The 24,570-nt window shown below is 72.9% G+C and carries 18 protein-coding genes and 3 tRNA genes; 15 read left to right on the top strand and 6 right to left on the bottom strand.

Annotated features, from left to right (window positions below; all coding sequences use genetic code 11):
- Positions 1-44: 44 nt before the first annotated feature.
- The 5 genes from ACQPW6_RS18605 to ACQPW6_RS18585 all read left to right on the top strand — a co-directional run bounded on the left by ACQPW6_RS18605 (position 45) and on the right by ACQPW6_RS18585 (position 4,465).
- Positions 45-2,021 carry a trypsin-like peptidase domain-containing protein gene (locus tag ACQPW6_RS18605; protein WP_433890762.1) on the top strand — a complete coding sequence of 659 codons (1,977 nt, stop codon included), beginning with the start codon at positions 45-47 and terminating at the stop codon, positions 2,019-2,021.
- A gap of 48 nt (positions 2,022-2,069) precedes the next feature.
- Positions 2,070-2,156, top strand: a tRNA-Ser gene (locus ACQPW6_RS18600).
- A gap of 113 nt (positions 2,157-2,269) precedes the next feature.
- Complete coding sequence (locus tag ACQPW6_RS18595) at positions 2,270-3,049, top strand: glycosyltransferase family 2 protein (RefSeq protein WP_433890761.1); 780 nt, start codon at positions 2,270-2,272, stop codon at positions 3,047-3,049.
- Positions 3,050-3,101: 52 nt separating this feature from the next.
- Positions 3,102-3,533 carry a hypothetical protein gene (locus ACQPW6_RS18590; RefSeq protein WP_433890760.1) on the top strand — a complete coding sequence of 144 codons (432 nt, stop codon included), beginning with the start codon at positions 3,102-3,104 and terminating at the stop codon, positions 3,531-3,533.
- A 149-nt stretch (positions 3,534-3,682) separates the two neighbouring features.
- Positions 3,683-4,465 (top strand): hypothetical protein, encoded by a 783-nt coding sequence (locus tag ACQPW6_RS18585; RefSeq protein ID WP_433890759.1) that lies wholly within the window; start codon positions 3,683-3,685, stop codon positions 4,463-4,465.
- A gap of 30 nt (positions 4,466-4,495) precedes the next feature.
- Here the strand turns inward: ACQPW6_RS18585 and ACQPW6_RS18580 are convergent, their stop codons facing one another.
- Positions 4,496-5,419 carry an FkbM family methyltransferase gene (locus ACQPW6_RS18580; RefSeq protein WP_433890758.1) on the bottom strand — a complete coding sequence of 308 codons (924 nt, stop codon included), beginning with the start codon at positions 5,417-5,419 and terminating at the stop codon, positions 4,496-4,498.
- A gap of 84 nt (positions 5,420-5,503) precedes the next feature.
- Here ACQPW6_RS18580 and ACQPW6_RS18575 point away from each other — a divergent pair, with 84 nt between their 5' ends.
- From ACQPW6_RS18575 to ACQPW6_RS18565, 3 genes are all read left to right on the top strand, one after another.
- Positions 5,504-6,139: a hypothetical protein gene (locus ACQPW6_RS18575; protein WP_433894580.1), complete on the top strand. Its 636-nt coding sequence runs from the start codon at positions 5,504-5,506 to the stop codon at positions 6,137-6,139.
- Positions 6,136-7,227: a nucleotidyl transferase AbiEii/AbiGii toxin family protein gene (locus tag ACQPW6_RS18570; RefSeq protein ID WP_433890757.1), complete on the top strand. Its 1,092-nt coding sequence runs from the start codon at positions 6,136-6,138 to the stop codon at positions 7,225-7,227. Before ACQPW6_RS18575 ends, ACQPW6_RS18570 begins: the two co-directional genes overlap by 4 nt.
- Positions 7,228-7,387: 160 nt before the next feature.
- Entirely contained in the window at positions 7,388-8,272 is an 885-nt protein-coding gene (locus ACQPW6_RS18565; protein WP_433890756.1) for a D-alanyl-D-alanine carboxypeptidase family protein, read from the top strand.
- Between the two features lie 164 nt (positions 8,273-8,436).
- Here ACQPW6_RS18565 and ACQPW6_RS18560 read toward each other — a convergent pair whose 3' ends face one another.
- On the bottom strand, positions 8,437-9,810 hold the full coding sequence (locus ACQPW6_RS18560) for a hypothetical protein (RefSeq protein WP_433890755.1): 1,374 nt from the start codon (positions 9,808-9,810) through the stop codon (positions 8,437-8,439).
- 441 nt (positions 9,811-10,251) lie between these two features.
- On the opposite strand from ACQPW6_RS18560, the gene ACQPW6_RS18555 reads away from it, so the two are divergent.
- The 4 genes from ACQPW6_RS18555 to ACQPW6_RS18540 all read left to right on the top strand — a co-directional run bounded on the left by ACQPW6_RS18555 (position 10,252) and on the right by ACQPW6_RS18540 (position 14,570).
- Positions 10,252-10,557: a hypothetical protein gene (locus tag ACQPW6_RS18555; protein WP_433890754.1), complete on the top strand. Its 306-nt coding sequence runs from the start codon at positions 10,252-10,254 to the stop codon at positions 10,555-10,557.
- 612 nt (positions 10,558-11,169) lie between these two features.
- On the top strand, positions 11,170-11,991 hold the full coding sequence (locus tag ACQPW6_RS18550) for a DUF1906 domain-containing protein (RefSeq protein WP_433890753.1): 822 nt from the start codon (positions 11,170-11,172) through the stop codon (positions 11,989-11,991).
- 235 nt (positions 11,992-12,226) lie between these two features.
- Positions 12,227-12,754: a SigE family RNA polymerase sigma factor gene (locus ACQPW6_RS18545; protein ID WP_433890752.1), complete on the top strand. Its 528-nt coding sequence runs from the start codon at positions 12,227-12,229 to the stop codon at positions 12,752-12,754.
- Positions 12,755-12,905: 151 nt separating this feature from the next.
- Complete coding sequence (locus ACQPW6_RS18540; RefSeq protein WP_433890751.1) at positions 12,906-14,570, top strand: long-chain fatty acid--CoA ligase; 1,665 nt, start codon at positions 12,906-12,908, stop codon at positions 14,568-14,570.
- Positions 14,571-14,806: 236 nt separating this feature from the next.
- Here ACQPW6_RS18540 and ACQPW6_RS18535 read toward each other — a convergent pair whose 3' ends face one another.
- The gene (locus ACQPW6_RS18535; protein ID WP_433890750.1) at positions 14,807-19,798 is read right to left on the bottom strand and encodes a PAS domain-containing protein; all 4,992 of its coding nucleotides are present in this window, start codon (positions 19,796-19,798) and stop codon (positions 14,807-14,809) included.
- A 310-nt stretch (positions 19,799-20,108) separates the two neighbouring features.
- The gene (locus tag ACQPW6_RS18530) at positions 20,109-20,744 is read right to left on the bottom strand and encodes a hypothetical protein (protein WP_433890749.1); all 636 of its coding nucleotides are present in this window, start codon (positions 20,742-20,744) and stop codon (positions 20,109-20,111) included.
- Positions 20,745-21,228: 484 nt separating this feature from the next.
- On the opposite strand from ACQPW6_RS18530, the gene ACQPW6_RS18525 reads away from it, so the two are divergent.
- Positions 21,229-21,322: transfer RNA gene (locus tag ACQPW6_RS18525), tRNA-Ser, on the top strand.
- A gap of 172 nt (positions 21,323-21,494) precedes the next feature.
- On the opposite strand, the gene ACQPW6_RS18520 is transcribed toward ACQPW6_RS18525, so the two are convergent.
- The gene (locus ACQPW6_RS18520) at positions 21,495-22,376 is read right to left on the bottom strand and encodes an SDR family oxidoreductase (protein WP_433890748.1); all 882 of its coding nucleotides are present in this window, start codon (positions 22,374-22,376) and stop codon (positions 21,495-21,497) included.
- A gap of 88 nt (positions 22,377-22,464) precedes the next feature.
- On the opposite strand from ACQPW6_RS18520, the gene ACQPW6_RS18515 reads away from it, so the two are divergent.
- Positions 22,465-23,043, top strand: a complete 579-nt coding sequence (locus ACQPW6_RS18515; RefSeq protein ID WP_433890747.1) for a TetR/AcrR family transcriptional regulator — start codon at positions 22,465-22,467, stop codon at positions 23,041-23,043.
- A 48-nt stretch (positions 23,044-23,091) separates the two neighbouring features.
- Here the strand turns inward: ACQPW6_RS18515 and ACQPW6_RS18510 are convergent, their stop codons facing one another.
- Complete coding sequence (locus ACQPW6_RS18510; RefSeq protein ID WP_433890746.1) at positions 23,092-24,282, bottom strand: Fic family protein; 1,191 nt, start codon at positions 24,280-24,282, stop codon at positions 23,092-23,094.
- A gap of 189 nt (positions 24,283-24,471) precedes the next feature.
- Between ACQPW6_RS18510 and ACQPW6_RS18505 the strand changes: the two genes are divergently transcribed.
- A tRNA-Arg gene (locus ACQPW6_RS18505) sits at positions 24,472-24,544 on the top strand.
- The last annotated feature ends 26 nt before the right edge of the window (positions 24,545-24,570 follow it).

Genomic DNA, 24,570 nt, shown 5'->3' with positions numbered 1-24,570 from the left:
ACCGCTGTAGTGACCGCCCGTCCTGACCAACAAGGAGACACGCTGTGAGCACCGAGAACGAGGCCGGGTCCGACCCGGCTGCGGAGTCGGCGGCGACCGCGCCCGACGGTGCCCCCGCGGTATCCGGTTCCGGCGCGGCTTACGAGTCCGGGGCGGCGGGGTCGGCGGGGTCCGGCTCGTCCACCCGTTCGGATGACGCCGCCCGTTCGTCTGATTCGTCACACTCGTCCGACCACGCGTCCGGATACGCCTCCGGCTCCGCGTCCGGACCGGCCTCCGGCGACGCCGGCTCGCCCGACCCGACCGATCGGGACCAGCGAGTTCCGGCCACGCCTGCCGCTCCCCCGGCAGCGCCGCCGGCCGCCCCGGCCGCCCCCTCGTACGGCGGCGGGGACTCCGCCGGCGAGGGGCGGACCGAGGCCCTGCCCGTACAGCCGCCGGTCGGGCCGCCGTCGCCCTACGGCGCGCCGCCCGCGCAGGTCACCAACCCGTACGAGCGCGGGTACCAGCCGCCGCAGCAGCCGACCCCGCCGATCGCGGACGACTCGCGGCCCACCCCCTCGTACTCCACCCCTTCCTATTCGACGCCGATGTACGAGGCCCAGCGCGCCACCGCCGCCTTCGCGGCCGAGCAGCCGCCGGCGGGCGGTCCGTACGGTGACCAGCCGCCGTACGGCGGGTCCGCGCCGAAGGACCCGTTCGCGTCGCAGGCCGCCCCCGGCCAGAACCCTTCCGAGCAGAACGCCTCCGGCCAGAACCCCTCCGGCTCCTCCGACCCGTTCGCGCCGCCGGCCCAGCCCGGCTCCCCGTACGTGGTGACGCCGCACGGCCAGCCCGGCCCCGGCGGCCCCGGCGGCTCCGGACCTGTCTGGGGCACCCCCGTCCCGATGCCGCCGGACGACGGCCGCAAGCGGCGCGGCTTCGGCAGCCTGGTCGCCGCGGTGATCGTGGCCGCGCTGGTCGCGGGCGGCATCGGCGGCGGCATCGGCTACGCGGCGGCCCGGCACGACAACAACAACGACGGCTCCACCACCGTCTCCTCCACCGCCAACCAGAAGGCGCTGAACCGCGCGCCCACCTCGGTCGCCGGCATCGCCAAGAACGCGCTGCCCAGCGTCGTCACGATCAAGGCCACCGGCAGCCAGGAGAGCGGCACCGGCACCGGCTTCGTCTACGACAAGCAGGGCCACATCCTCACCAACAACCACGTGGTCGCCCCGGCGGCCGACGGCGGCAAGCTCACCGCGACCTTCTCCAACGGCAAGACGTACGACGCCGAGGTGGTCGGCCGCGCCCAGGGCTACGACGTGGCCGTCATCAAGCTGAAGAACGCCGGCGGCCAGCAGCTCGACCCGCTGCCGCTCGGCAACTCCGACGAGTCGGCGGTCGGCGACGCCACCATCGCCATCGGCGCCCCGTACGGCCTGTCCGGCACCGTCACCACCGGCATCGTCAGCGCCGTCCACCGCCCGGTGGCGTCGAGCGACGGCCAGGGCACCAGCGTCTCGTACATGAGCGCGATCCAGACCGACGCGTCGATCAACCCCGGCAACTCCGGCGGCCCGCTGCTCAACGCCAACGGCGCCGTGATCGGCATCGACTCCGCGATCCAGCCCACCGGCAACAGCGACTCCGGCAGCCAGCCCGGCAGCGTCGGCCTCGGCTTCGCCATCCCGATCAACCAGGCCAAGCGGGTCGCCGACCAGCTGATCAAGTCCGGCCAGCCGATCTACCCGGTCATGCTGGTCACCCTCGACACCAGCTACGAGGGCACCGGCGCGAAGGTCAGCGACTCCCAGGACGCGGTCACCGCCGGCGGCCCCGGCGCCAAGGCGGGCCTGCGCTCCGGTGACATCATCACCAAGTTCGACGACACGATGATCGACTCCGGCCAGACCCTGATCGCCGAGATCTGGCAGCACAGCCCCAACGACAAGGCCACCATCACCTACACCCGCAGCGGCGCCACCCACACCACCACCCTCACCCTGGGCAGCCGCACCGGCGACTCGACCAACTGACCCGCTCCACTAAGCTGTCCCCGCGCGCCGCCCCCGGGCGGCCCGCGGGGAGGCTTGCCCGAGCGGCCTAAGGGAACGGTCTTGAAAACCGTCGTGGCAGCGATGTCACCGTGGGTTCAAATCCCACAGCCTCCGCGGTAGTGCTTGGCTCAGGTGGGGGCGGCTCCCGGTTATCCCGGGAGCCGCCCCCATTCTGTTTGCGCGCGGCGGGACGGCGGGGTGCTGGGCGTTCGCGCGGGTCTGGAGAGGTGGTGGCCGTTGTGGGCGGGCGGGTTGTCGACGTCATCACGGCTGTTCACGGGCCGGCGGCGGGTTTTCTGGGGGAGGCGTATGAGTCGCTGCGTGCGCAGGAGCTGCCCGGGGGGTGGGGCTGGCGGTGGGTGATTCAGGAGGACGGTGCGGGGGACGCGGTCGCGCCGCACGTTCCGGACGATCCGCGGGTCACCTTCCGGCAGGGGCGGCCGGGTGGGCCGGGGGTGGCGCGGACGATGGCGTTGGCGTTCGGGCGGGGCGAGTACGTCAAAGTGCTGGACGCCGACGACCAGTTGCTCCCGGGGGCGCTCGCCCGCGACCTGGCGGCGCTGGAGGGTGACCCGGAGCTGGGCTGGGCCACGTCCCGCGCTTTGGACCTGCACCCCGACGGTTCGACGACGGCCTTCGACACGGACCCCGCGGAAGGCACCCTCGCCCGCGGCGCCGTCCTCGCCCACTGGAAGGCCAACGACCACCGCCCCCAGGTCCACCCGGCGACCCTCTTCACCCGCCGCCCCCTCCTCCTGGCGCTCGGCGGCTGGATGGCCCTCCCCGCCTCCGAGGACACCGGCCTCCTCCTCGCCCTGAACGCCCTGTCCCCCGGCTACTTCACCCGCACCCCCGGCCTCCTCTACCGCAAATGGCCGACCCAGGAAACCGCCCAACCCACCCACACGGCCGCAGCGGAACGCGCAGCACGCACGGCGGTCATCGAGGCGCGAGCCAAGGCGCTCACCCGCTTCGAGTGGTGCAGTCCCAGTAGCGTCAACGGATAAAGAGCGACGAGGAGGGCAGCGTATGCCGGGGAGGTCGGAGACAGCCGAGGCTGTGAACCTGCTGGAGGCCGAATTGCGTGCCGGGCAACGGGAAATTTCCAACCTGGGCGTCGAAGATGTGTGGCTTGCGTTCCTCCGCTTCGGCCGGCGACGATTTGCCACACCGAACACGCCCGATGCCGACGGGCTGCTGTTCCAGTACGGCACCTACTCGTTCGGTGAACTCCCCGAGTTCGCACTGGATCTCACCCGCCAGTTCGAGATCGGTCACGGCGATCTCGCTCACTACGTCCAGGTTCACTGTGAAATCCGCTTCGGTCAGGACGAAGAGCTGAAAGCCCTCGGGAGCTTCGATTCCTGGTTCTTTCATCACAGCGGCGATGACCTCGAAGACTGGTCTCAGGGATTGAGCCGACGACAGTCCTGGGCGATCATCTGCTCACGCAAACCCACGGGGACCAGCGTCTACCAGGAGCAGGTGTAAGTGCGTTCACCGCCGTACTGCGGCTGAAGTGAGCCGGGGGGATACTGGGACTGGGCGAATCTTCGGCTTTGGTCTCAAGCAAGGGGCGCCTCATGGCTCACCAGAAACATCCGGGTGGCTGCTCACCAGGCAGACGTCGCCTGCACCGGGTGCGCATGCTCTTCGGCCTTGGTGCCGCCCTTACAGCGCTGGTCGGACTGGTCGGCTTCGGTATCCCACCCGCGGCTACCGGTGCTCAACTCGGGGACACGGCAGTCGCTACGGTTGATTCTTCGACTGCGTCTGATCTGCCCACTCAGGATCAGTTGAAGGCCGCCCTCCTGGATCCCGGTGATGTCGGCTTCAAGAAGGATACGAACAGTAGCGATGACGATGACTCGAACGCCACTGGTTGCCCGGCGTTCAACAGCGATTCTGGTCAAACTGCTTCGGGTCAGGTCACACAGGCAGAAGTGTCCCTTAAGGCGGGAGATTCCGGACCGTTCCTTTCGGAATATCTCGCAACCGAGAACCCCAGAGTATTGGCTGCTGGATACGCGGCCCTCAAGAAGGAGTTGGCCTCGTGTCGGACGCTGAAATTCTCGGAGGGCGGAGCTGATTTCAATTTTGAGCTGAGCCCGATCAAGTTCGGAGGGCCGGATTCCATGGCGTTTCGCATGGACGGCGACGTCAACGGCATCTCCCTCAACGGCTACTTTGGGTACGAGCTATTCGGGCCAGTTTTGCTGGGATTCTTCTACTTCCAGGTGTTCGACGGTTCCTCGATGGTCGCATCAACCGACTACAAGTTGGCCGTGGCCAAGGTCCATCGAATGCTGCCCCAAACGAACGGTGCCCCGTCGAGTAGTGCCTTGGGCAAGCTCCGCCGCCCAGCCGATCACGCGCAAGCCGGCGCGCGGAGCGCCGGGGCGGTCGTGGACACGGGGACGTGACGTAGGGGCAGTGGGAAGACTGGCGGGCTGCTATGGCAGCGTCTCGGCTTCGGTGCGGGAGAAGATGAGGTCGGATTCGGTGGTGACGGGGCCGCGCCAGCGGGTGGGGACGGCGGTCGGGCCGCGGAGGGCGGTGGGGTATGTGGCGGGGGCGTACTCGTTGGGCAAGCGGTAGACGTGGAAGCCGTGGTCGCGCATCGTGCGCAGCAACTCCTCGACGTCGTCGCCGAGTTGGGCCATCCGCTCGGGCGTCACCTCGACGGTGATCTCCGCGTCCGGGCGCAACCGGTCGAGCAGCGGGGCCAGTCCGCGGACGACGCTGCCTTCCGCGCCCTCCACATCGATCTTGATGACGCGGGCGCGCGCGATCTCCTCGGCCTGGAGCACGTCGGGCAGCGGGAACGCGGCGATCTGGAACGTCGATTCGGCCGGGCCGGCGTACGGGACGATGCTGTTCGCGCCCATGTTGGCGGAGCTGGCGAGGACGAACGTGAGGGTCTGGCGCCTGTCGGAGACGGCCGTGTGCACGGCGCGGATGTTCGCGCGGTCGTTGAGCGCGGCGTTCTGCACGAGCCGCCGGTGGAAGTCGTGTGACGCCTCGATCGCGACGACCCGCCCCCCGGGGCCGACCAGCCGCGAGGCCAGGACGCTGAAGTACCCGATGTTCGCGCCGACATCCACGAACGTGTCCCCGGGCCGCAGCCGCCGCTGGAGCCACTGCGTCATGCGCGGCTCCCACACCCCGAACAGGTACAGGTAGCGCTGGATGAGGTCGCGTGTGTCGACGGCGAACCGGGCCCCGGTCGCGGTCTCGGTGACCCGGCGCCGGGGCTCGTCGCGCAGCCGCGGGTTGAGGTGGCGGGCGGCCAGCGGCGCCTTGCCGACCGCCCCGGGCGCGTTGCGCACGTACCAGCGCCCGAGGGTGACCAATGCCTCCGCCGCGGCCCCGCTCATCCGCCCGCCCCTCCGCATCCCGCCACCCCGCGACGTTAACACCGCGCGAATGTCGCACCCCGCTGGCAGGATCGGGGCGTGGTGATGGGGATGCGGGAGGCCGGCGCGGTCACGTACGAGACGCACCTTACTGTCGGCTGCGGGGATCAGGCGGGGGTCGAGGCGCTCCGGGAGTGGGCGCGGGCGGGCGGCGTGAAGTTCACGCATATCGTGCTGGCGCGGGGGCGGACGGTGTCGCAGCCGATGCTCACGGTGCGGGGCGGGGGCGGGGTGGACGTGCAGCGAGACGCGGCGGAGGAACTGGCGGGACGGCTGCGGGCGGCCGGGTTCGTCCCGGTGCGGGTGAAGGTCGAGGCGCCGGTGTGGGCGCCGGAGGTACCGCGAGCGGACTCGGGTGCCACGAGCGGGCGTTACTTCGAGCATCACCTCAAGCTCCTCCTGGACGCCGGGTTCGACCGGGACCGGCTCGTCGCGACCGTCGACGGCCACCGGGCCCACGTGTCGTGGAACGCCCGGCGCGAACTCGACGGGCAGCACGAGCGGTTCGTCACGCAGCGCGCACACGGTGTCGGCGCCCCCACTGCGGCCGGGCAACTGGACGCGCTCAAGGGAGAGTTGATTCGCGCCGGATACCGGATCACCTCCGTGGAACGGGAGTTCGTGCTGTACGACAGTGATCTGACGGTGGACGACGGCTGGATAGAGGAGGCGACGGCATGACCGATCCCAGGGAGGAGGACTCCCGGGCGGACTCCGGAGGGGACTCCTGGCCGGAGCAGCCCTTCCCTCGTCGCCGGTGGGATGCCGAGCAGCCGGAAGCCGAACTCGCCCGGCGCGAACGGGAACTGCCGCGCACGCTCATGGACGTGACCGAGAACGGCACCCAGCGGGCCCCGGGCACGCAGGAACCGGGAGCCGTCCGTCAGCAGGCCGTCTTCGACCCGGCCCTGCTGCACTTCTCCCGGGCCTTCCGCGTCGGCGAGCCCCGGTTCGACGACCCGGCCACCGCCGACCGGTGGCGCGCCACGCGCCGCCAGGCGCTGGACGCCGTGCTGACCGCGATCGCCGGGTCCGCCTGGGCCGGCTCCCTGGTGTTGCGCGGCAGCGCGCTGCTTGCGGGCTGGTTCGGGCCGGCCGCACGCGAGCCCCGCGACCTCGACTTCGTCGTGGTTCCGGCCGACTGGCGGATCGAGGAGGCCCGCACGGGGCGGATGCTCCAGGAGGTGGCGGCGGCGTCGCAGCAGGCGGCGGCCACCCGTGACGGCGGTCCGGCCCTGCTCGCGGGCCAGGCCCGTTCCGAGTACATCTGGGCGTACGAACGGGTGCCGGGACGCCGGATGGTCCTGCCCTGGACGGCCGCCGGCCTGCCCGGTGGTGTCGTCCAACTGGACTTCGTCTTCGGCGAGGAACTGCCCGTCGCCCCGGTCCGCAGCCGGGTGCGCCTGGCGGAGGACGAGTCACCGGGGGCGGAACTCCTCACCGCCACACCGGAGTTGTCCCTCGCCTGGAAGCTCCTGTGGCTGGTCACCGACATGCACCCGCAGGGCAAGGACCTCTACGACGCCGTCCTGCTCGCCGAGCGCTTCCCGCTCCGGTACGACCTGCTCAACGTCGTACTCAGCCGGGAGGAGCCCGTCAGGTCCAGGGGGCACGTGACCTTCCACGACATCGAGCAGGCCGCCGACCCCTTCGAATGGGAGCACTTCCACCAGGAGTACCCGCACCTCGCCGACGACCAGCGCCGCTACGCCGACCGTCTGGTCGACGCCCTCCGGCCGGTCTTCCCGCCGGCTCCCGGGACCTCGTGAAGCCGTCGGTGCGCCGGGCCCAGGAGCGAGCCCCGGAGCCGGGTGGGAAAACCCGGGAAAAAACTTGGATCGGGCCGCATCCATTTGGTGCGCTCCGACGTCTCATGATCGAGCGGCGTCCTCAGGTGGCCGCACCGCAGGGGTATTTGGAGTATTCGCCTTGATAAACACCATCAAGTCCATCCGTCGTATAACCGCGGCGCTCGTCACCGCGGGTGCCGTCGTCGCGGTCGGCGCCTTCGCCGTGCCGGCGCAGGCGGCCTCGGCACCGACGATCGTCGCCAAGGGCGGCTATTCAATGGACAGCGGCACCGGTCGGTCGCTGTTCCTGAAGGCGTGGAACACGCCTCTCTCCACCGGCTCCACCACGAAGATCATGACGTTCCGGACACTGCTCTCGCTGAAGACCTTCAACCTGGACACCAAGCTCCCGTTCCAGAAGGTCTACAGCGACTACATCGTGGCGAACAACGCGTCCTCGGCCGGCCTGATCGTGGGCGACAAGCCCACCGTCCGCCAGCTGGTGTACGCGATGATGCTGCCGTCCGGCTGCGACGCCGCGTACGCGCTCGCCGACCACTACGGCGTCGGCAACACCCGGGACGCGCGGGTGGCGAACTTCATCGGCAAGATGAACACCATCGCCGGGCAGCTGAAGCTCACCAACACCCACTTCGACTCGTTCGACGGCATCGGCAACGGCAACAACCACTCGACGCCCCGCGACCTCGCGGTGATCGCGAAGAGCGACATGCAGTTCGGCGCGTTCCAGGCCGTCGTGCGCACGAAGTCCACCGTGCAGAAGGTCACCACCGCCAGCGGCGGTTACCGCAACTACACGTGGACGAACACCAACACGATGCTCAGCTCGTACTCGGGCATGACCGGCGTCAAGACCGGCTCCGGCCCGGAGGCCGGCTACTGCCTGGTCTTCTCCGCCACCCGCGGCAACAAGACCATCATCGGCGCGGTGCTCTCGTCCACCAACGAGACGACCCGCACGGCTGACGTGAAGAAGATCCTGGACTACTCCTGGGGCGCGTAGTCGTACCCCGACAAACCCCCGCACGTAGCTCCACAGCATGACGCGTGACGCACGGACGTGAAGAACAGACGTGACGTACAGGCGGTGACGTACAGAGGGGCCCGCTCGCGACCGGAAGTCGTGAGCGGGCCCCTTCGCCGTACGGACAGCCGACGGCCCGACGGTCAGGCGTCGTTCGCCTTCGGTGCGGACGAGCCGCGGTGCAGCAGGGCCGAACCCGCGAGGACGGCCGCCACCACCGCACACGTCATCGCCGCCGCCGGAGCGCCGGTGAACGAGTGGCCGAGGGTGTCCCTCAGCAGGTCCACCCGGCTGAAGGCCGCCGCCAGCGAGTGCACGACGATCGTGCCGATCGCCGCCGCCGCGCTCGCGGCCCAGACCCACACCGCGTCCTGCGCCGCCAGCAGTACGGCGAGCACCAGGCAGACGGCAGCGGCCGCCAGCGACGTGCCGGTCGCGTAGTCGCTGGACCGCAGGCCGGGTACGTGGACCGGCAGGTGGATCACGCCGATCACGAACAGGGCGGCGGCCGTCGGCCAGCGCAGCGCGGCGCGCAGCGAGGCGGTGTCGGCGGCCGGGGCCGGCTGCTGGGGCTGTGACGGGGCACGACGGCCGGCCTCTTGCGGACGGGGGCCGGTGGCCGAACCGCTGGCCGAGCCGTCAACGGAACCGCTGCCCGCACCTGCACCGCCGGCCGGGACGCTGCCGGCGTCACCGGTCGTACGCGCCGCGCGGGCGATACGAGCCGCCCGCGCGATCCGGCTCGTACGCGCCTCCTCCGGCTGCGCCACCTCGCCGCCCTCCGCCGAACGGGTGACGGACGCCCCGGGCGCGAGCGCGTTTCGGCCACTCGCCGGACCCCGGGCGCCGCTGCCGGCGTCAAGAGCGGCCCCGCCCCGCCCCCCGTCGAGCGCGACGATCGCCCCGGCCCCCGTCCCGGCGGACCCGGAAGCCGCCGTACCGGAAGCCGGAGCCCCCGGGCCCCCCGCCTCGAACGCCCCGATCAGCTCCGCCACCTCCTCGATCGGCCGCCCGACCGCCGCCGCGCGCAGCGCGGTCGCCGCCTCGCCGGTCTCGTACGGCGCCTGGTTGAGCAGCGTGACGAGGTCGCGGACGTCGTCCACCGAACGGGAGACCGCCGCCACCCGCAGCGCCTCGTCGCCCGCGCTCGGCGGCGCGTCGTCGGGCTGCGCCGGGTCGTCGGCCTGCTTGAGCAGGCCCACCAGCGAGGCGACCTCGTCGAGCGGGCGGGCGGTCGCCGCCGTCCACAGCAGCGTGTCTCTCGGGCCGTCGCCCTGGTCGTCGGGGCTGTCGTCGGGGCTGTCACCGGGACTGTCGCCGGAACCGGCCGCGGGTATCGCGTCGGCGCGGGCCGCGGGATTCTCGTCGGAACCGTGCGGTGGGCCGTCCTGCGGTGGGTGCTGGGCGGGGGCCGGATCCTCCGGGGGCCGCAGGTCGTGCGGTGGGCGCATGACCTGGGCGGGGCGCAGACCCTGAGCGGGATATTGATCCTGGCTGGGACGTTGATCAGATGCCATGGGGCTTTCCTTTACCGAACTTGCCGGACCTCCAGGGGGGACGCCCTGTCGGTCACCGTGCGTCCATCGGGGCGCACGTCTTGTTACATAACATCCCATATGTCGGGATCGCGCCATCGGGCGCCGGCCCGCTCCGCCGGGACGCCCGCCGAGCCAGATTGGCCGAAACCCGGCCGGAACGTTAAACCGCAAGGGCCGTACGGAATCGCACCCCCGGCGCGCGGCCGGACCATGCCGAATGCCCCCAAATCGCGCCTGCCGGAGGTTTGTTGGCAGGCCGTCACGCGTCCGAGGGAACTGGTCGAAAGGGACGGATGCGGCACGCGCCACGTGGGCAACTCTGGTCTCGGCGACGCCACAGCAGCACCCGGCGGGGCGGACGGCCGACCGCCCCGCCGATCCAGCAGTCCCGGCAATACCTGTCCCCTGGGAGGGAACACCATGGCAAGCATCCGTACCGTCCGCGTCCTGGCCACGATGGCCGCACTGCCCCTGGCGGCGGTGCTGTTCGCAGGCACGGCCTCGGCCGACGACGGCGGGTTCGCCAACGACCACTCGAACGCGACGGTGGTGAGCAACTCGGGCGGCAACGTCGGAGGCGGCAACTTCGGCAACGTGACGACCACGCAGCAGGCGGCGACCGGCGCCGGCGCCTCCAACCAGAACAACACGGCGAGCGTGGCCGGCTCCGGGTTCACCGCCATCGACCAGAACAACGTCAACATCCACTTCGCGCAGCTCTGGTGAACCACCCGGCGGCGCGCCGGCCCGGCGCCCGCCGCCACTCCCGGGCATCGAGCGTGCCTGACCGGTGAAGCGAACGCGCGGCGGCACTCCAGGTGCCGCCGCGCGGTCGTGCCCCGGGTGCAGGATGGCCTGCGGCCCGCTTGCACGGCCGGCGCGGCCGGGGGCACCGGGTGGCCCGGTCCGCCCGGCGGGCGCCGAACCCGTCCACAGCCTGTGGAAAACATCCGGAGCCCGCCGGGCCCCCGGCCCTCGGGGCCCGCCGCCCCTGACCCCGGCCCGGCCCGTCGGGCCCCGGGCCCTGGCCCCCTGGCCCTCGGGGCCCGGCGCTTCCGACCCGGTCTCCCGACCTCCGCCCCAGAGCCCTCCGGCTCGGCGCCCTGGCCCTCGCCCCTGCCCCGACCCGGAGCCCCGGGGCCCGCCGCCCCGGCCCGGAGCCCGCCGCCCCCGGCCCCCGCCCGCAAGCCCCCGCGCGCCCCCGACGACTCCGTACGGCCGCCTCCGGACGGGTGGGCGGCGGCGTGTCTCCGGAACCGGGGCCCACCGCCCACGTTGACTCGCGGAATGAGGAAAAGAAGTAGTTTTATCCCTTACGTTCTTGCGTCGGCCCTCACGATGACCTCGGGCCTGCTGCTCTCCACGGCCGCGACGGCCGCGACGGCCGCCACCCCCACCACCAGCACGGCGGCCCCCGCCGCCGACCGCTCCGCCACCCCCCGCCTCTTCAGCGGTCGCGGCTTCGACACCTGCGAGACCCCCGACCTCGCCACCATGAAGGCGTGGCGCGCCGCCTCCCCCTACCGCGCCGTCGGCATCTACTTCGGCGGCCGGGCCCGTGCCTGCAAGACGCAGCGCAACCTCACCACCAGCTGGGTCGGCCAGACCACCGGCGACGGCTGGTCGCTGATCCCGATCTACGTCGGCTCGCAGAGCCCCTGCGTGACCGGCGCGAAGAAGAACCCGTACCGCATCGACCCGTCCCGCGCCTGGGCGCAGGGCACCAGCGAGGCGAGCGACGCGGTCAAGGCCGCCCGGGCGCTCGGGCTCGACGCGGGCAGCGCGCTCTACCTCGACATGGAGGGCTACGACGACTCCAAGCCGGCCTGCGCCGACCCCACCCTGGAGTACGTACGCGCCTGGGACCGGCGGGTCCGCGCCGAGGGCTACCTCGCGGGCTTCTACGGCAGCGCCGACTCCGGCATCCAGCACCTGGACAAGGCCCGCACGGCCGGCGTCGCCGACCTGCCGGACGCCGTCTGGTACGCGCGCTGGGGCGTGGCCCCGAGCGTCACCGAGGAGCCGGTGCTGAGCGACAGCGCGTGGACGCCGCACGCCCGGATCCACCAGTACAGCGGCGCCGGCACGGAGACGTACGGCGGCAAGAAGCTGTCCGTGGACCGCGACCTGGTGGACGCCCCGGTGGCCGTCGTGAACTGAGCCGGACGGCGCCCCGGCGGCCGGTGCTGAACCGATCCACCGGGCGATCTGTCGTCCGTCTCCGGGATGACCCCGGTACGACCACGGATGACGTCAGGTAAAACCCCTGCGGGACGGGCGGTCCCGGCTCCCCCCTCGGGGGGTGGGGACAGCACCCGTCCTACGACCTGAGGGGGATTCGGCTTCGGCACTTGCGGCCGATTCACCGGCGCCGCCCGGCTCCTAGTTTTGAGCTATGACCACGCCAGTGTGCACCAGCGCCAACACGACGCAGTTCACGGCCTACGTTCGCACCAAGGGCCCGACGCTGCTGCGCACAGCGCGCTCCCTGACCCCCAACCCCTCCGACGCCGAAGACCTGCTGCAGACCGCGCTCACCAAGACCTATCTGGCCTGGGACCGGATCGAGGACCACCGGGCGGTGGACGGCTACGTGCGCCGCACCCTGGTCAACACCCGAACGTCCCAGTGGCGCAAGCGCAAGGTGGACGAGTTCAGCACCGACGAGCTGCCCGAGCCGGACGGCACCGGCGGCGCCCCCGACCTCACCGAGCAGCAGGCGCAGCGGGACGCGCTGCTGCGCGCGATCAGCCGGCTGCCCCCGCGGCAGCGCGCGATGGTCGTCCTGCGGTACTACGAGGACATGAGCGAGACGCAGACGGCGGAGGCGCTCGGCGTCTCGGTCGGCACGGTCAAGAGCGCGGTGTCGCGGGCGCTCGGCAAGCTGCGCGACGATCCGGAGCTGGAGCTTTGCGTGGCCTGAGGGGGTTTCCCGCGAGCGGTCCTGAGGGGGTTTCCCGCGAGGGGTAGTGACATACCGATCGGTATGCCAGCACAATCGCGGGAAAGCGACCTCGCCGGGCGGCCATCAGCCTCCGGGCGTAGTCGGAGCCGCGTAGCCGCCGGAGGCCCCCGTGCTGAGCACGATGCAGGACGTACCCCTGACCGTCACCCGCATCCTGGTGCACGGGACGCTGGTGCACGGCGCGTCCACCGTCACCACCTGGACCGGGGAGGGCGAACCGCGCCGCCGCACCTTCCGCGAGACCGGCATCCGCGCCGTACAGCTCGCGAACGCGCTGCGCGACGAGCTCGGCGCCAACGACGGCGACCGAATTGCCACTTTTATGTGGAATAATGCTGAGCATCTTGAGGCGTACCTCGCGATCCCCAGCATGGGCGCGGTCCTGCACACCCTCAACCTGCGGCTGCCCACCGACCAGCTGACGTTCATCGTCAACCACGCGGCCGACCGGATCATCCTGGTGGACGGCAGTCTCATCCCGCTGCTCGCGCCGCTGCTGCCCGAGCTGAAGACCGTCGAGCACCTGGTCGTCGTCGGGCCCGGCGACCTGGCGCCCCTGGACGGCTGCCGGCCCGCCGTCCACCGCTACGAGGAGCTGCTCGACGGGCGGCCGACCCGCTACGACTGGCCCGAGCTGGACGAACGCCAGGCCGCCGCCATGTGCTACACCTCCGGGACGACCGGTGACCCCAAGGGCGTGGTCTTCTCGCACCGCTCGATCTACCTGCACTCGATGCAGGTCGGCGCGGCCGAGACGATGTCGCTGACCTGCCACGACACCTCACTGCCGGTCGTGCCGATGTTCCACGTCAACGCGTGGGGCCTGCCGCACGCGGCGTTCATGACGGGCGTCAACCTGCTGATGCCGGACCGCTTCCTCCAGCCGGGGCCGCTGGCCGAGATGATCGCCACCGAGCGTCCCACGCACGCCGCCGCCGTCCCCACCATCTGGCAGGGCCTGCTGACCGAACTCACCGAGCGGCCCCGGGACATCACCAGCCTCGCCCGGGTCACGATCGGCGGCAGCGCCTGCCCGCCCGCGCTGATGAAGGCGTTCAAGGAGCAGCTCGGCGTGCAGCTCAACCACGCCTGGGGGATGACGGAGACCTCGCCGCTCGGCACGGTGGCGCTGCCGCCCGCCGGGGTCAGCGGCGACGAGGAGTGGGGCTACCGGATCACCCAGGGACGGTTCCCCGCGTCGGTCGAGGCGCGGCTGATCGGCCCGGACGGCTCGGTGATGCCCTGGGACAACGAGTCCGCGGGCGAGCTGGAGGTGCGCGGGCCGTGGATCGCGGCGGCCTACTTCGGCGGCGTCGGCGAGGAGCCGCTGCGCCCCGAGGACAAGTTCAGCCCGGACGGCTGGCTGCGCACCGGCGACGTCGGCGTCATCTCCGAGAACGGCTTCCTCACGCTGACCGACCGCGCGAAGGACGTCATCAAGTCCGGCGGCGAATGGATCTCGTCGGTTGACCTGGAGAACCACCTGATGGCCCACCCCGACGTGGCCGAGGCCGCGGTGGTCGCCGTCCCCGACGACCGCTGGGGCGAACGCCCGCTGGCAACGGTCGTCCTCCGCGAGGGCGCGAGCGCGGACTACGAGGCGCTGCGCGATTTCCTGGGGGAGCGGGTGGCGCGGTGGCAGATCCCGGAGCGGTGGACGGTGCTTGAGGCTGTGCCGAAGACGAGTGTGGGCAAGTTCGACAAGAAGGTGATCCGCAAGTCGTACGCCGACGGGGCTCTGTCGGTGACCCGTACGACCCCGCCCCCTCGCTGACCGCCGCGACCCCGGCTGGCCCCCGGGTGGGGGCTTTCAGGGGGTGCCCCCTGAGCCCGCACTTCAGCCGCGGGTACGTCGTGGCTTGTCGCGCGGTTCCCCGCGCCCCTGGTGTGACCGGGAGCCACTGTGCGCCCGGGCCAGGCACGCGCTCTTAGAAGGGGCGCGGGGAACCGCGCGACGAGCCAGAGTGAGCCGGCAGCCGAACGGGGGCCTCAGGGGGCAACCCCTGGCCGTCAGGAGCCGATCTTGCTCAGGAGGTCCACGATCCGCGACTGGACGTCCGTGCTCGTCGAGCGTTCCGCGAGGAACAGGACCGTCTCGCCCGACGCCAGTCGCGGAAGCTCGGACGGGTCGATGTCCGCCGACGTGTAGACGACCATCGGCGTGTGCGTCAACCGCGCGTTGCCGCGCAACCAGTCCACGATCCCCTGCCGGCGGCGCCGAATAAGCATCAGGTCCATCACCACCAGGTTCGGATGGACCTGCGCCGCCTTCGTCATCGCCTCCGTCTCGGAGTTCGCGTGCGTGACCTGCATCCCGCGCCGCTCCAGCGTCGCCGAGAACGCCTGCGCGATCGCCTCGTGGCTCTCCACGAGCAGCACCCGCGGCGGGTGCTGCTCGCTGTCGCGCGGCGCGAGCGCCTTGAGCAGGACGGCGGGGTCGGCCCCGTACGCCGCCTCCCGGGTGGCCTGCCCGAGGCCGGCCGTCACCAGGACGGGTACGTCCGCCGCCGCCGCGGCCTGCCGCAGCGACTGGAGCGCGGTCCGGGTGATCGGCCCGGTCAGCGGGTCGACGAACAGCGCCGCGGGCGGCTCCGCGACCTGCGCGTCCACCTCCTCGCGGGAGCGCACGATCACCGGCCGGTAGCCGCGGTCGGTCAGCGCCTGCCGGGTGGAGACGTCGGGCTCGGGCCACACCAGCAGCCGGCGCGGCTCGTCCAGGCCCTCGTCGAGCCGGTCGCTGGCGACGTCCGTGACGTCCACGGCGCCGTTCGGCCCGTCCAGCGGCTCGGGCCCCTCGTCGGCACCGGCGGCCGGCGCCCCTATGGCGTACGCGCGTCCGCCCGACGCCTGGTGCGGCACGTTCGGCGGTTCCGCCGGGACGGGACGCAGCAGCGCGGTCTCGTGGTCGCCGGGCAGCCGCGGCCTCGGCGGCTCCGGGGCGGTACGGCGTACGGGCAGCTGCCCGCTGTCGGGCTCGGCCTGCGGGTGCTGGCGCGCCTGCGGCTCGCCGCCGGGGCCCTGGTCCTGCTCCTCGCCCTGACCCTGGCCCGGGTTCGGCGGCTGCGCCGGGGGCTGGTTCGGCGGCGCGCTGAGCCGGCGCCGCCGGCCCGACCCGCCGGCCGCGACCTGCGCGGGCAGCGGCGCCTGCGCCTGGACGGCCTGGGTCTGGGTCTGCGGGTCGCCGCCGTGCTGCCCGAACGGCATGCCCTGCCCGAGCGTCCGCACGCTGATCGCCCGCCCGTGGCTCTGCTGCGACGGATCCTGCGCGGCCGGCCACGCGGACGGCGGCAACGGCACGCCGGGACGGTTGCGTTGCGGCTGCGCCTGCCGCTCCGAGGGGTCGGGCCAGGGCGCGACGACGCCGAACGCGGCGGCCGGCGGCTCCTCCTCGGCGGCGGGCGCGGGCTGCTCGGGGCCCTGCTCGCCAGGGCCGGGCCAGGCCGGGTTCCCGTCGTCGCCGGGACGGCGCGGGTCCTCGTCCTGCTCGTGCCCCTCGTCCCGGCCCTGCTCCTGCTCCTCGTCCTGATCGCCCGCGCCGCGCCAGCCGGACGCGGCGGCGGCACTCGCGGGGCCGGAGGGCTGCTCGGCGCCGTTCCGCCACGCCGGGTGCTCACCTTCGGCGGACGGCTGCGGGCCGCCCGCATGCGGCCACGAAGAGGCGCCGCCCTGCGGACCGTTGCCTTCGGCCGCCGGCCCCGGCCGGTTCGCGGCGTTCGGCCACGCGGGGACGTCACCTTCGGGCGACCGTGCCTGGTCCGCCGCCGCAAGCCACGGCGGCGGACTGCCCGCGCCCGGCCCGGCCTGCGGGTTGACGTTCCTGCCATCGGGGCCGGTCTGCGGGCCGCTGCTTTCGTCGGGGCGCGGCTGGTTGGCGGCAGCGTTGGGCCAGGACGCGCCGGGCCCGGCTTGCGGGTTGACGTTCTTGCGCCCGGGTCCGGCCTGCGGGCCGTTCCCTTCCGCCTGATGCGGCTGGTCGGCGCGAGCGTTGGGCCACTGCGGGCCGGGCCCTTGCGGGTTGACGCTCTTGGGCCCGGGTCCGCCTTGCGGGGCGTTGCCTTCCGCCTGATGCGGCTGGTTGGCCCCGGCGTTGGGCCAGGACGCGCCCGGCCCGGCTTGCGGGTTGACGTTCCTGGGCCTGGGCCCGGCCTGCGGGCCGTTGCCTTCCGCCTCGCGCGCCTGCCACGGCGCACCGGGCCCACCCTGCACGTCTCCGCTCGCCACCGGCCGCCCGGGCCACGGCGTCGCGGCACCGGACTCCGCCTGGGGGGCGTCGCTTTCGTCGGGGCGCGGCTGGTCGGCCCCGGCGTTGGGCCAGGAAGCGCCGGGCCCGGCTTGCGGGTTGACGTTCTTGAGCTCGGGTCCGCCCTGCGGGCCGTTCCCTTCCGCGTCGCCCGGTGCGTTCGCGGCGCCGTTCGGCCAGGGTGAGTCGGGCTCGCCCTGCGGGTTGACGTTCCGCCGTCGGGACCTGCCTTGCGGACCGCCTTCCACCGCGCGCGGCGCATTCCCGGCGTTGGGCCACTGCGGGCTGCCGTCTTCCGCGTCGCCCGGCTGGTTCGCGGCAGGGTTCGGCCAGGGTGAGTCCGGCTCGCCCTGCGGGTTGACGTTCCTGCGTCGGGACCTGCCTTGCGGGCCGCCTTCCACCGCGCGCGGCGGGTTCTCGGCGTTGGGCCACTGCGAGCCGGGGCCTTGGGGGGTGACGTTGCCAGGTCCGGATTCGCTCTGCGCGCCGCCCTCCTCTTCCGCCTCGCGGGCCGCGTTCGGCCACGGGGTCGGGCGGGGGGCGGGGCCCTCGGGCGGCGGGGTCGCGTCGGAGGACGGGTCCTGCCAGGGGGCGCGGGGGGCCGGGGCGTCGGGGTGCGGGCCGGTGCGCCCGGGCCACGGTCCCGGGCCGGGGTCATCGGGCTGCGACGCCGGGGCGCTCTGCTTGGGCGCGGGACCCGTGTCGATGGCCCGCCGGGCACGGCGTCCCGTGCCCTCCTGGGGCTGTGCCTGCGCCGGGACCTGGGGCGCGGGACTCGCCGGGGGAAGGGCGTGCGGGGTCTGTGCGGCGGGGAGTTCGGGGCGGCCGGCCGGGCCGTCCTCCGGCGTCTCGGGACGCGCCCGCCTCGCGCGGCGGCCGGTCGGCGGCGGGGTCGGGGCCCCGGCCTCGCTCTGCCCGCCCGCGTCCGGCTGCTGCTCCTCGGGCCTGCGCAGCGCGCGCCGGCGCCCGGTCGGCGCCTCGGGCTCGGCGGCGGCCGGAACGGCCCAGGGCGCGACGATCGTGCCGTCCGCGTCGTCCGCGGCCCTGCGCGGATGCGGCGCCCGACCCGTACCCGTACCCGCACTGCTCAAGCCCGTGCTCGTACCGGCGGACGCGTCGTCCGGGCCCTGCGTACCGCGAACCGGCTGCGAAGGCACCGGCATCACCGTCGTGTCGGACTCCCGCGGCTGGCCGCCGGTGTCGTCCGAGCCCGCGCCCGTACCGGAAGACCCGGAAGAACCCGCGGACCCGGAGCCCGCGCGCCGCCCGGAACCGCCGGGCCCGCGGCCCCCCGCCGTACCGACCGGCACCTCGAGTACGTACGCACTGCCCTGCCCGGGCACCTCGTGCGTCTGGAGCACGCCCCCGTGCCGTTCCACGATGCCCCGCGCCAGCGGCAGATGCACCGGGTCGCCGCCGGCCCGCGGGCCGCGGACGTCGAGCCGTATGACGTCGCCGCGCTGCGCCGCCGCGACGACGATCGTCGAGTCGCCGGTGTACGCGATCGCGTTGCCGGCCGAATCGACGCCGGCCACGTCGGCGATGAGGTGCGCGAGCGCCTGCGCCATCCGCTCGGCGTCGATCGACGCCTCGATCGGCGGCGCGTGCACCGCGTACTGCGCGCGGCCCGGGCCGATCAGCTCGATCGCGCCGTCCACGGCCGCGGCGATCACCTGGTCGAGGCCGACCTCCGCCCGGTTCAGCTTGTCCTCGCCGCGGTCGAGCCGCTGGAACGCGAGCACGTTGTCGATGAGCGTGGTGATCCGCGCGTAGCCGGCCGACAGGTGGTGCAGGATCTGGTTGGCCTCGGGCCAGAGCTGTCCCGCCGGGTCGGCGGCCAGGCCGCTCAACTCGCCGCGCAGCTCGGCCAGCGGGCCGCGGAGCGAGGTGTCGAGCAGCGCCCGGAGTTGTGCGCTGCGCGCGTCGTTGGCGTCGTACGCCGTCCGGTCGGTGAACGTCATCACCGCGCCGACCAGCTGGTCGCCGTCCCGCACCGGCGCCGTCGTCAGATCGACCGGCACCGGCTTGCCGTCCTTGCGCCACAGCACCTGGCCGCGTACCCGGTGCTTGCGGCCCGAGCGCAGCGTGTCGGCGAGCGGGGTCTCCTCGTACGCCAGCGGCGAGCCGTCCGGGCGTGAGTGGTGCACCAGCGGGTGCAGCTCCTTGCCGCCGAGGTCGGTGGCGCGGTGGCCGAGTATCTGCGCGGCCGACGGGTTGACGAGCACGATCTTGCCCGCCGTGTCGACGCCGACCACGCCCTCGGCCGCGGCGCGCAGGATCATCTCGGTCTGCCGCTGCTGGCGGGCGAGTTCGGCCTCGGTGTCGACCGTGCCGGACAGGTCGCGGACCACCAGCATCAGCAACTCGTCACCGGTGTAGTGCGGCTGCTGCGGGTCGCCGTAGTCCTGGTACGCCTCCGCGTACGGGGTGCGGCCGTCCTCCAGGTTCGCGCTGGTGATCTCGACCGGGAACTCCGTGCCGTCGGTGCGGCGGGCGGTCATCCGGGTCGGCTTGGTGCGGGTGTCCTCGGCGGCCTCGCGCGGGCTGCGCATCGAGCCGGGGATGCGCTTGGAGTCGAACGTCGGCAGCAGGTCGAGCAGGCCCCGGCCGACCAGGGCGGTGCCCGGCGACTCGAAGGTCTCCAGCGCTATCGCGTTCGCGTTCACCACGGTGCCGTTGACGTCGACGAGCAGCAGGGCGTCGGGCAGGGCGTCGAGTATCGAGGCGAGGCGAGCAGCGCCTCTGGATGGCCTGCTGCTCACGAGACGCGTCCTCCCTGTTACCGCACGTGCTGCACTGCCCGGGGCTGCGCCGTTGAGCCGCTGCCGGTCCGTCCGCCGGTCCGCTTGCCGGGCCGCAGGTGGTCCGGGCGGCCGACTGTCACGGGCGGCCCATCTTGCCGCCACCCCCGGGGCCTGTCACTAGAGGGAGTGTACGTGGCAGGCCCCGCGCCGTGGCCTTGGATGCTCATGTGGGCCCAGGTACATCGGGGTTCGGGTACGGGCGGGGCGGGTGTGGCATCCGTCACGTGGGGGTGCGGGGTGGGGGGTGCGGGGACGCGGGCGGTGCTGGTCAGCCGCGCAGCGGGCGGAGGTCCTTCTTGATCGGGGTGTGGGGGGCGGGGACGGCGGGGAGGGTGCTGACGCCGGGCGTGTCGGCGGTGGTCGGGACCTGGGTCTCGGCGGCGGCGGGGGTCTGGGTCTGGCCGCCGGGGGCCTGGGCCGCGGTGGGTGCGGGCAGGGCCGGGACCATGCCGCTCCAGCGGGCCACCTCGCAGCCGTTGGTCCTGCGGTACGTCTCCGTCCGCGGCCGGCCGTTCCACACGCCGGTGACCGAGGCGGTCTGCGGGCCGCCGTAGATCATCGAGCACAGCTGGTCGCCGCGGACGGCGGGCAGCGGGCCGCCGATCTGCCGCAGCCGGTCGCAGCGGGCGGCGTCCGCGGCGCGCTCGCTCTGGCCGCAGTCGACGGTGTACGTGTGCGGGTGGGAGTCGCCCGCGTCGTAGGTGACGGCGAGGTGGTCGTCACCGGTGACGGGACCGGCGCCGGCGGCCTCGTCACCGTTGGGGCCGAACGGTCCAACGGGACCGGCCGGTCCCGCGGGCCTGGGCAGGCCGACGGCGGCGGCACCGTTGTGTGAACCGAACAGCAGGAGGGCGGCTCCGCCGAGGAACAGGGCGGCGGCGGAGGTGAGACGGGCAGATCGCATGCCCCTTCTCTTACCGGGGCGGGGGCCGACACCCCGGCGAGGTCACCCGATGGTGGGCGCGGCTCGCGGGGCGCGGGGCCTGTTGCGCCGGGGACGTCCGGGAGCGGGGGCGCCGGCGCGGCCGGATCGCGACCGGGGCGCGTCCCGGAGCCGTGCGCCGGGGGACGGCCCGGTGGCCGTGAAGCCCGTTGCGCGGGGAGTGTCCGGGCGGCCGGCAGGCGCGTTGCGCCGGGAGTGTCCGGGCGGCCGTCGGGCCCGTTGCGCCGGGGCTTCCGGGGAGCGCGGGGCCCGTTGCGTCGGGGCGTCCGGGGGAGCGCCGGGCCCGCCGCGCCGGGGACGTCCGGGGCACGTTCCGGGGGCTCGCACCGCGCCAACCCCTTTGCCCTGCCGACCGGCGGCCTTGTACCGTAGTCTGCGATTGGTCGCGGCCCGCTGGGCTGTGCCATCATCTGCACACGTGCCCGCTCGCCCGGGCGCGTACCCAGGAGGCGTCGCCTAGTCCGGTCTATGGCGCCGCACTGCTAATGCGGTTTGGGCTTTACCGTCCATCGAGGGTTCAAATCCCTCCGCCTCCGCCACCACATCAGGGAGCCCGCGCCATCTGGCGCGGGCTCCCTGATTCGTCTCCGGGCCGCGTCCGGCTCGGCTCCAGCTTGCCTCCGGGACGGCTCTGGCTCAGGTCCGGCTCGCCTCAGGGGCGGTCACCGGGCCGTCTCCAGGGCCGGGCCGGGCTGGGGAAGTGACGCCCGCTCAGGGCTGGATGTTCTCCAGGTCCGCCAGCAGGCTCGGATGCCTCGGCTCCCAGCCCAGCGCCTGCCGGGTGTGGGCGCTGGACGACGGCTGGTCGCTGGCGAAGATCGGGCCGAGCGGCCCGTACGTCTCCGCCGGCACCTGCTCGACCGGCAGGCCGAGCCGGCGGCCGATGACCTCGGCGATGTCCCGTACCCGGTCGCCCTCGTCGGCCACGGCGTGCCACGAGGTGCCGGCCGGGGCCTGTTCCAGGGCGAGCCGGAAGAGGACGGCCGCGTCGAGCGCGTGCACGGCGGGCCAGCGCTGGGTGCCGTCGCCGGGGTAGCCGGAGACGCCGCTCTGGCGGGCGATCTGGGTCAGCAGGCCGGCGAAACCGCCGTCCCCCTTGTTGTGCACCGTGCGCGGCATCCGTACGGCCGAGGTGCGGACCCCGCGCGAGGCCAGGCCGAGGATCGCCGTGACCGTACGGCCGCGGCCGCCGACCGGCCCGTCCGTCGGCAGCGGGTCGTCCTCGGTGGACAGCCGGCCCTGCACCCAGGGCGTGCCGGAGACGGTGACGAAGGGGCGGTCGGTGCCGACGAGTTCCTCGCCGATGGTCTCCTGCGCGGCGGTCTCCTCGGCGACCGACTTCGCGACGGCCTCGGGGCTGCTGAAGTCGTTGCCGAACGCCAGGTGGATCACGCCGTCCGCCATGGCGGCTCCGGCGCGGACGACGTCCAGATCGGCGAGGCCGCCCCGCAGCGGCTCGGCGCCGGCCGCGTCGGCGACCCGGGCGGAGTCCTCGGAGCGGGCGAGGGCGAGGACGGTGTGGCCGTTGCCGAGCAGTTCGGCGACGACGGCGGACCCGATCAGGCCCGTGCCGCCGGTGACGAAGACGCGCATGGAGGATCTCCTGCTCAAGTGATGGGACTCTTGTCCCATCAGCCTAACAGGGCGATGGGACAAGAGTCCCGTCACATATGATGGGCTGATGAGCCGATGGGAACCGGGGGCGCGCGAGCGCCTCGTCATGGCTGCCGTCGACCTCTTCACCGAGCAGGGCTACGACGCCACGACGGTCGCCCAGATCGCCGAGCGCGCCGGGGTCACCAAGAGCACCTTCTTCCGGCACTTCCCCGACAAGCGCGAGCTGCTGGTGGCAGGGCAGGAGACGCTGAGCCGGCTGCTGGCCGAGGGCATCGCCGAGGCCCCCGAGGCCGCCGGGCCTCTCGACGCGGTCGCCGCCGGCCTCGACCGCGCGTCGGCCGCGATGGGCCCGATGAACCGCGAGCTCGCCCCGCGCCTGAAGGCGGCCGTCGCCGCGAGCGCCGAGCTCCAGCAGCGCGACGCCCTCAAAGACGTCGGCCTCGCCACCGCGATGACCACCGCCCTGACCGCCCGCGGCATCCCCGAGCCGACCGCGGCCCTGGCCTCCGAGCTGGGCCTCCTGGCCTTCAAACGCGGCTTCGCCGCCTGGTCCGCCACCCCGCCCTCCCCCGCTTCCCCCCTGTCCCCCCACGTCCAGTCCGCCCTGACCGAACTCCGCCGGGCCACCACCACCCTCACCTGACCCGGCACCCGCGCGCCCGGCGGCCCGGGCGCCGCCCGCGTGCAGGTTCTACGCTTCCCAGCTGATCGGCTCGGCCAGCCTGGACCGCATCCAGGGGTACGGGTCCGTGACGGATTCCCGTCGTGACCGGACGTCCGCGCGGATCTCGAGCAACGGGCTGGCAGCGGTGTAGTGGCTGCCCCGGCCGGATCCGTGAGCGGTGAGAAGTCCGATCCTGGCAAGGTGCGCCAGATCCCTGGTGGCCGTCTGCCCCTCGATGCCGGCGCGTTTCATGTAGCCGCCGCGTCGGATGCGGTAGCCCAGAATGGCGTCGAACAGCGGGTCCATCACCCGTTCCGACAGCTTGTGCCGGGCGGCGATGGCATCCAGATGCACCCAGTATCGGCTGGCGTCCTCGAAGCGCTGGGTCATCGTCTGTGCTTGCATGTGGTGCGCCCGCAGGCAGAAGGACAGCCAGATGCCCGCGTCGGGGCGCGGAGCCCACCTGCCGTGCCCCGTGTGGCCGAGAGCGGCGTAGTAGTCCAGCGTGTTGGACTTGACGCCGAGCCATTCCTCGATCGACGAGAACGCCGGCTCGCCGATGTCCGAGCGGGTCAGGACAAGGGTGGCCAGCGCGCGGGCCATGCGGCCGTTGCCGTCCCGAAAGGGGTGGATCATGACCAGGTTCAGGTGTGCCATCGCGGACCGGACGACGGGATCGTGCTCGTTGTTGCCGCGCAGACTGCTGACGAGGGCGCCCATCAGGTCCGGAACGACTTCGTGGTCCGGGCCCGCGTACACCTGCTGCTCGGTCTCGTGGTTGTGCACGTAGATCGCGCCCCTGCGGAAGCGTCCCGGTGACTTCGACGGCTCGTGCTGCAACATCATGAAGTGCATGGCACGCAGCTCCGCCGTGTCGTACGTGGCGAGACTGTCGCCGCCTATGGCAAGCACGTAGCTCATGGCGCGCTGATAGCCCTTGACCTCCTCGAAGGTCTTCTCGTCGGCGCTCATGGGCTCTTCGTCATCCAGCGCGGCGATGGCATCGTCCTCGGCGACCTCGTAGCCCTCGATGCTGTTGGAGCCCTGAATGGCCTTGGCCAGGACAGAGCGCCGCAGCCCCCCTTCCCAGCGCCGGGGTGTGCGCAAGACATGCCGCATCGCTTTGCGCATCTGGTGGATCTCGCCCAGCACGGCCTGATCCTCGCTGGTCAAGCGAGGAACGGCATACAGTTCCAGCGTGCTGGATGTTTTGTTCATGTCGTCATGATAGCTCAACGATGACTATTTAAACTATTCATTCATCACCCGCCCACGAGCCCCGCGAGTCCGTCCGTGCCCCTGACGCCCGCCCGCCGAGGCCGGGCCCCTTATCGATTTCACCTCCCGCACCGCCTCATGTAATGTTGTCCCCGCGACGCAGACCGGCCCCACCAGCCGCGAAGCCGAGCACTCGTAGCTCAACGGATAGAGCATCTGACTACGGATCAGAAGGTTGCAGGTTCGAATCCTGCCGAGTGCACACAGGTCAAAGGCCCCCTGGACATT

Source organism: Streptomyces sp. CA-111067, assembly GCF_050956065.1.
In the GTDB taxonomy this organism is placed as follows: Bacteria; Actinomycetota; Actinomycetes; order Streptomycetales; family Streptomycetaceae; genus Actinacidiphila.
Note: the sequence above shows the minus strand (reverse complement) of the source record. Positions and strands in the feature narration are given on the sequence as shown.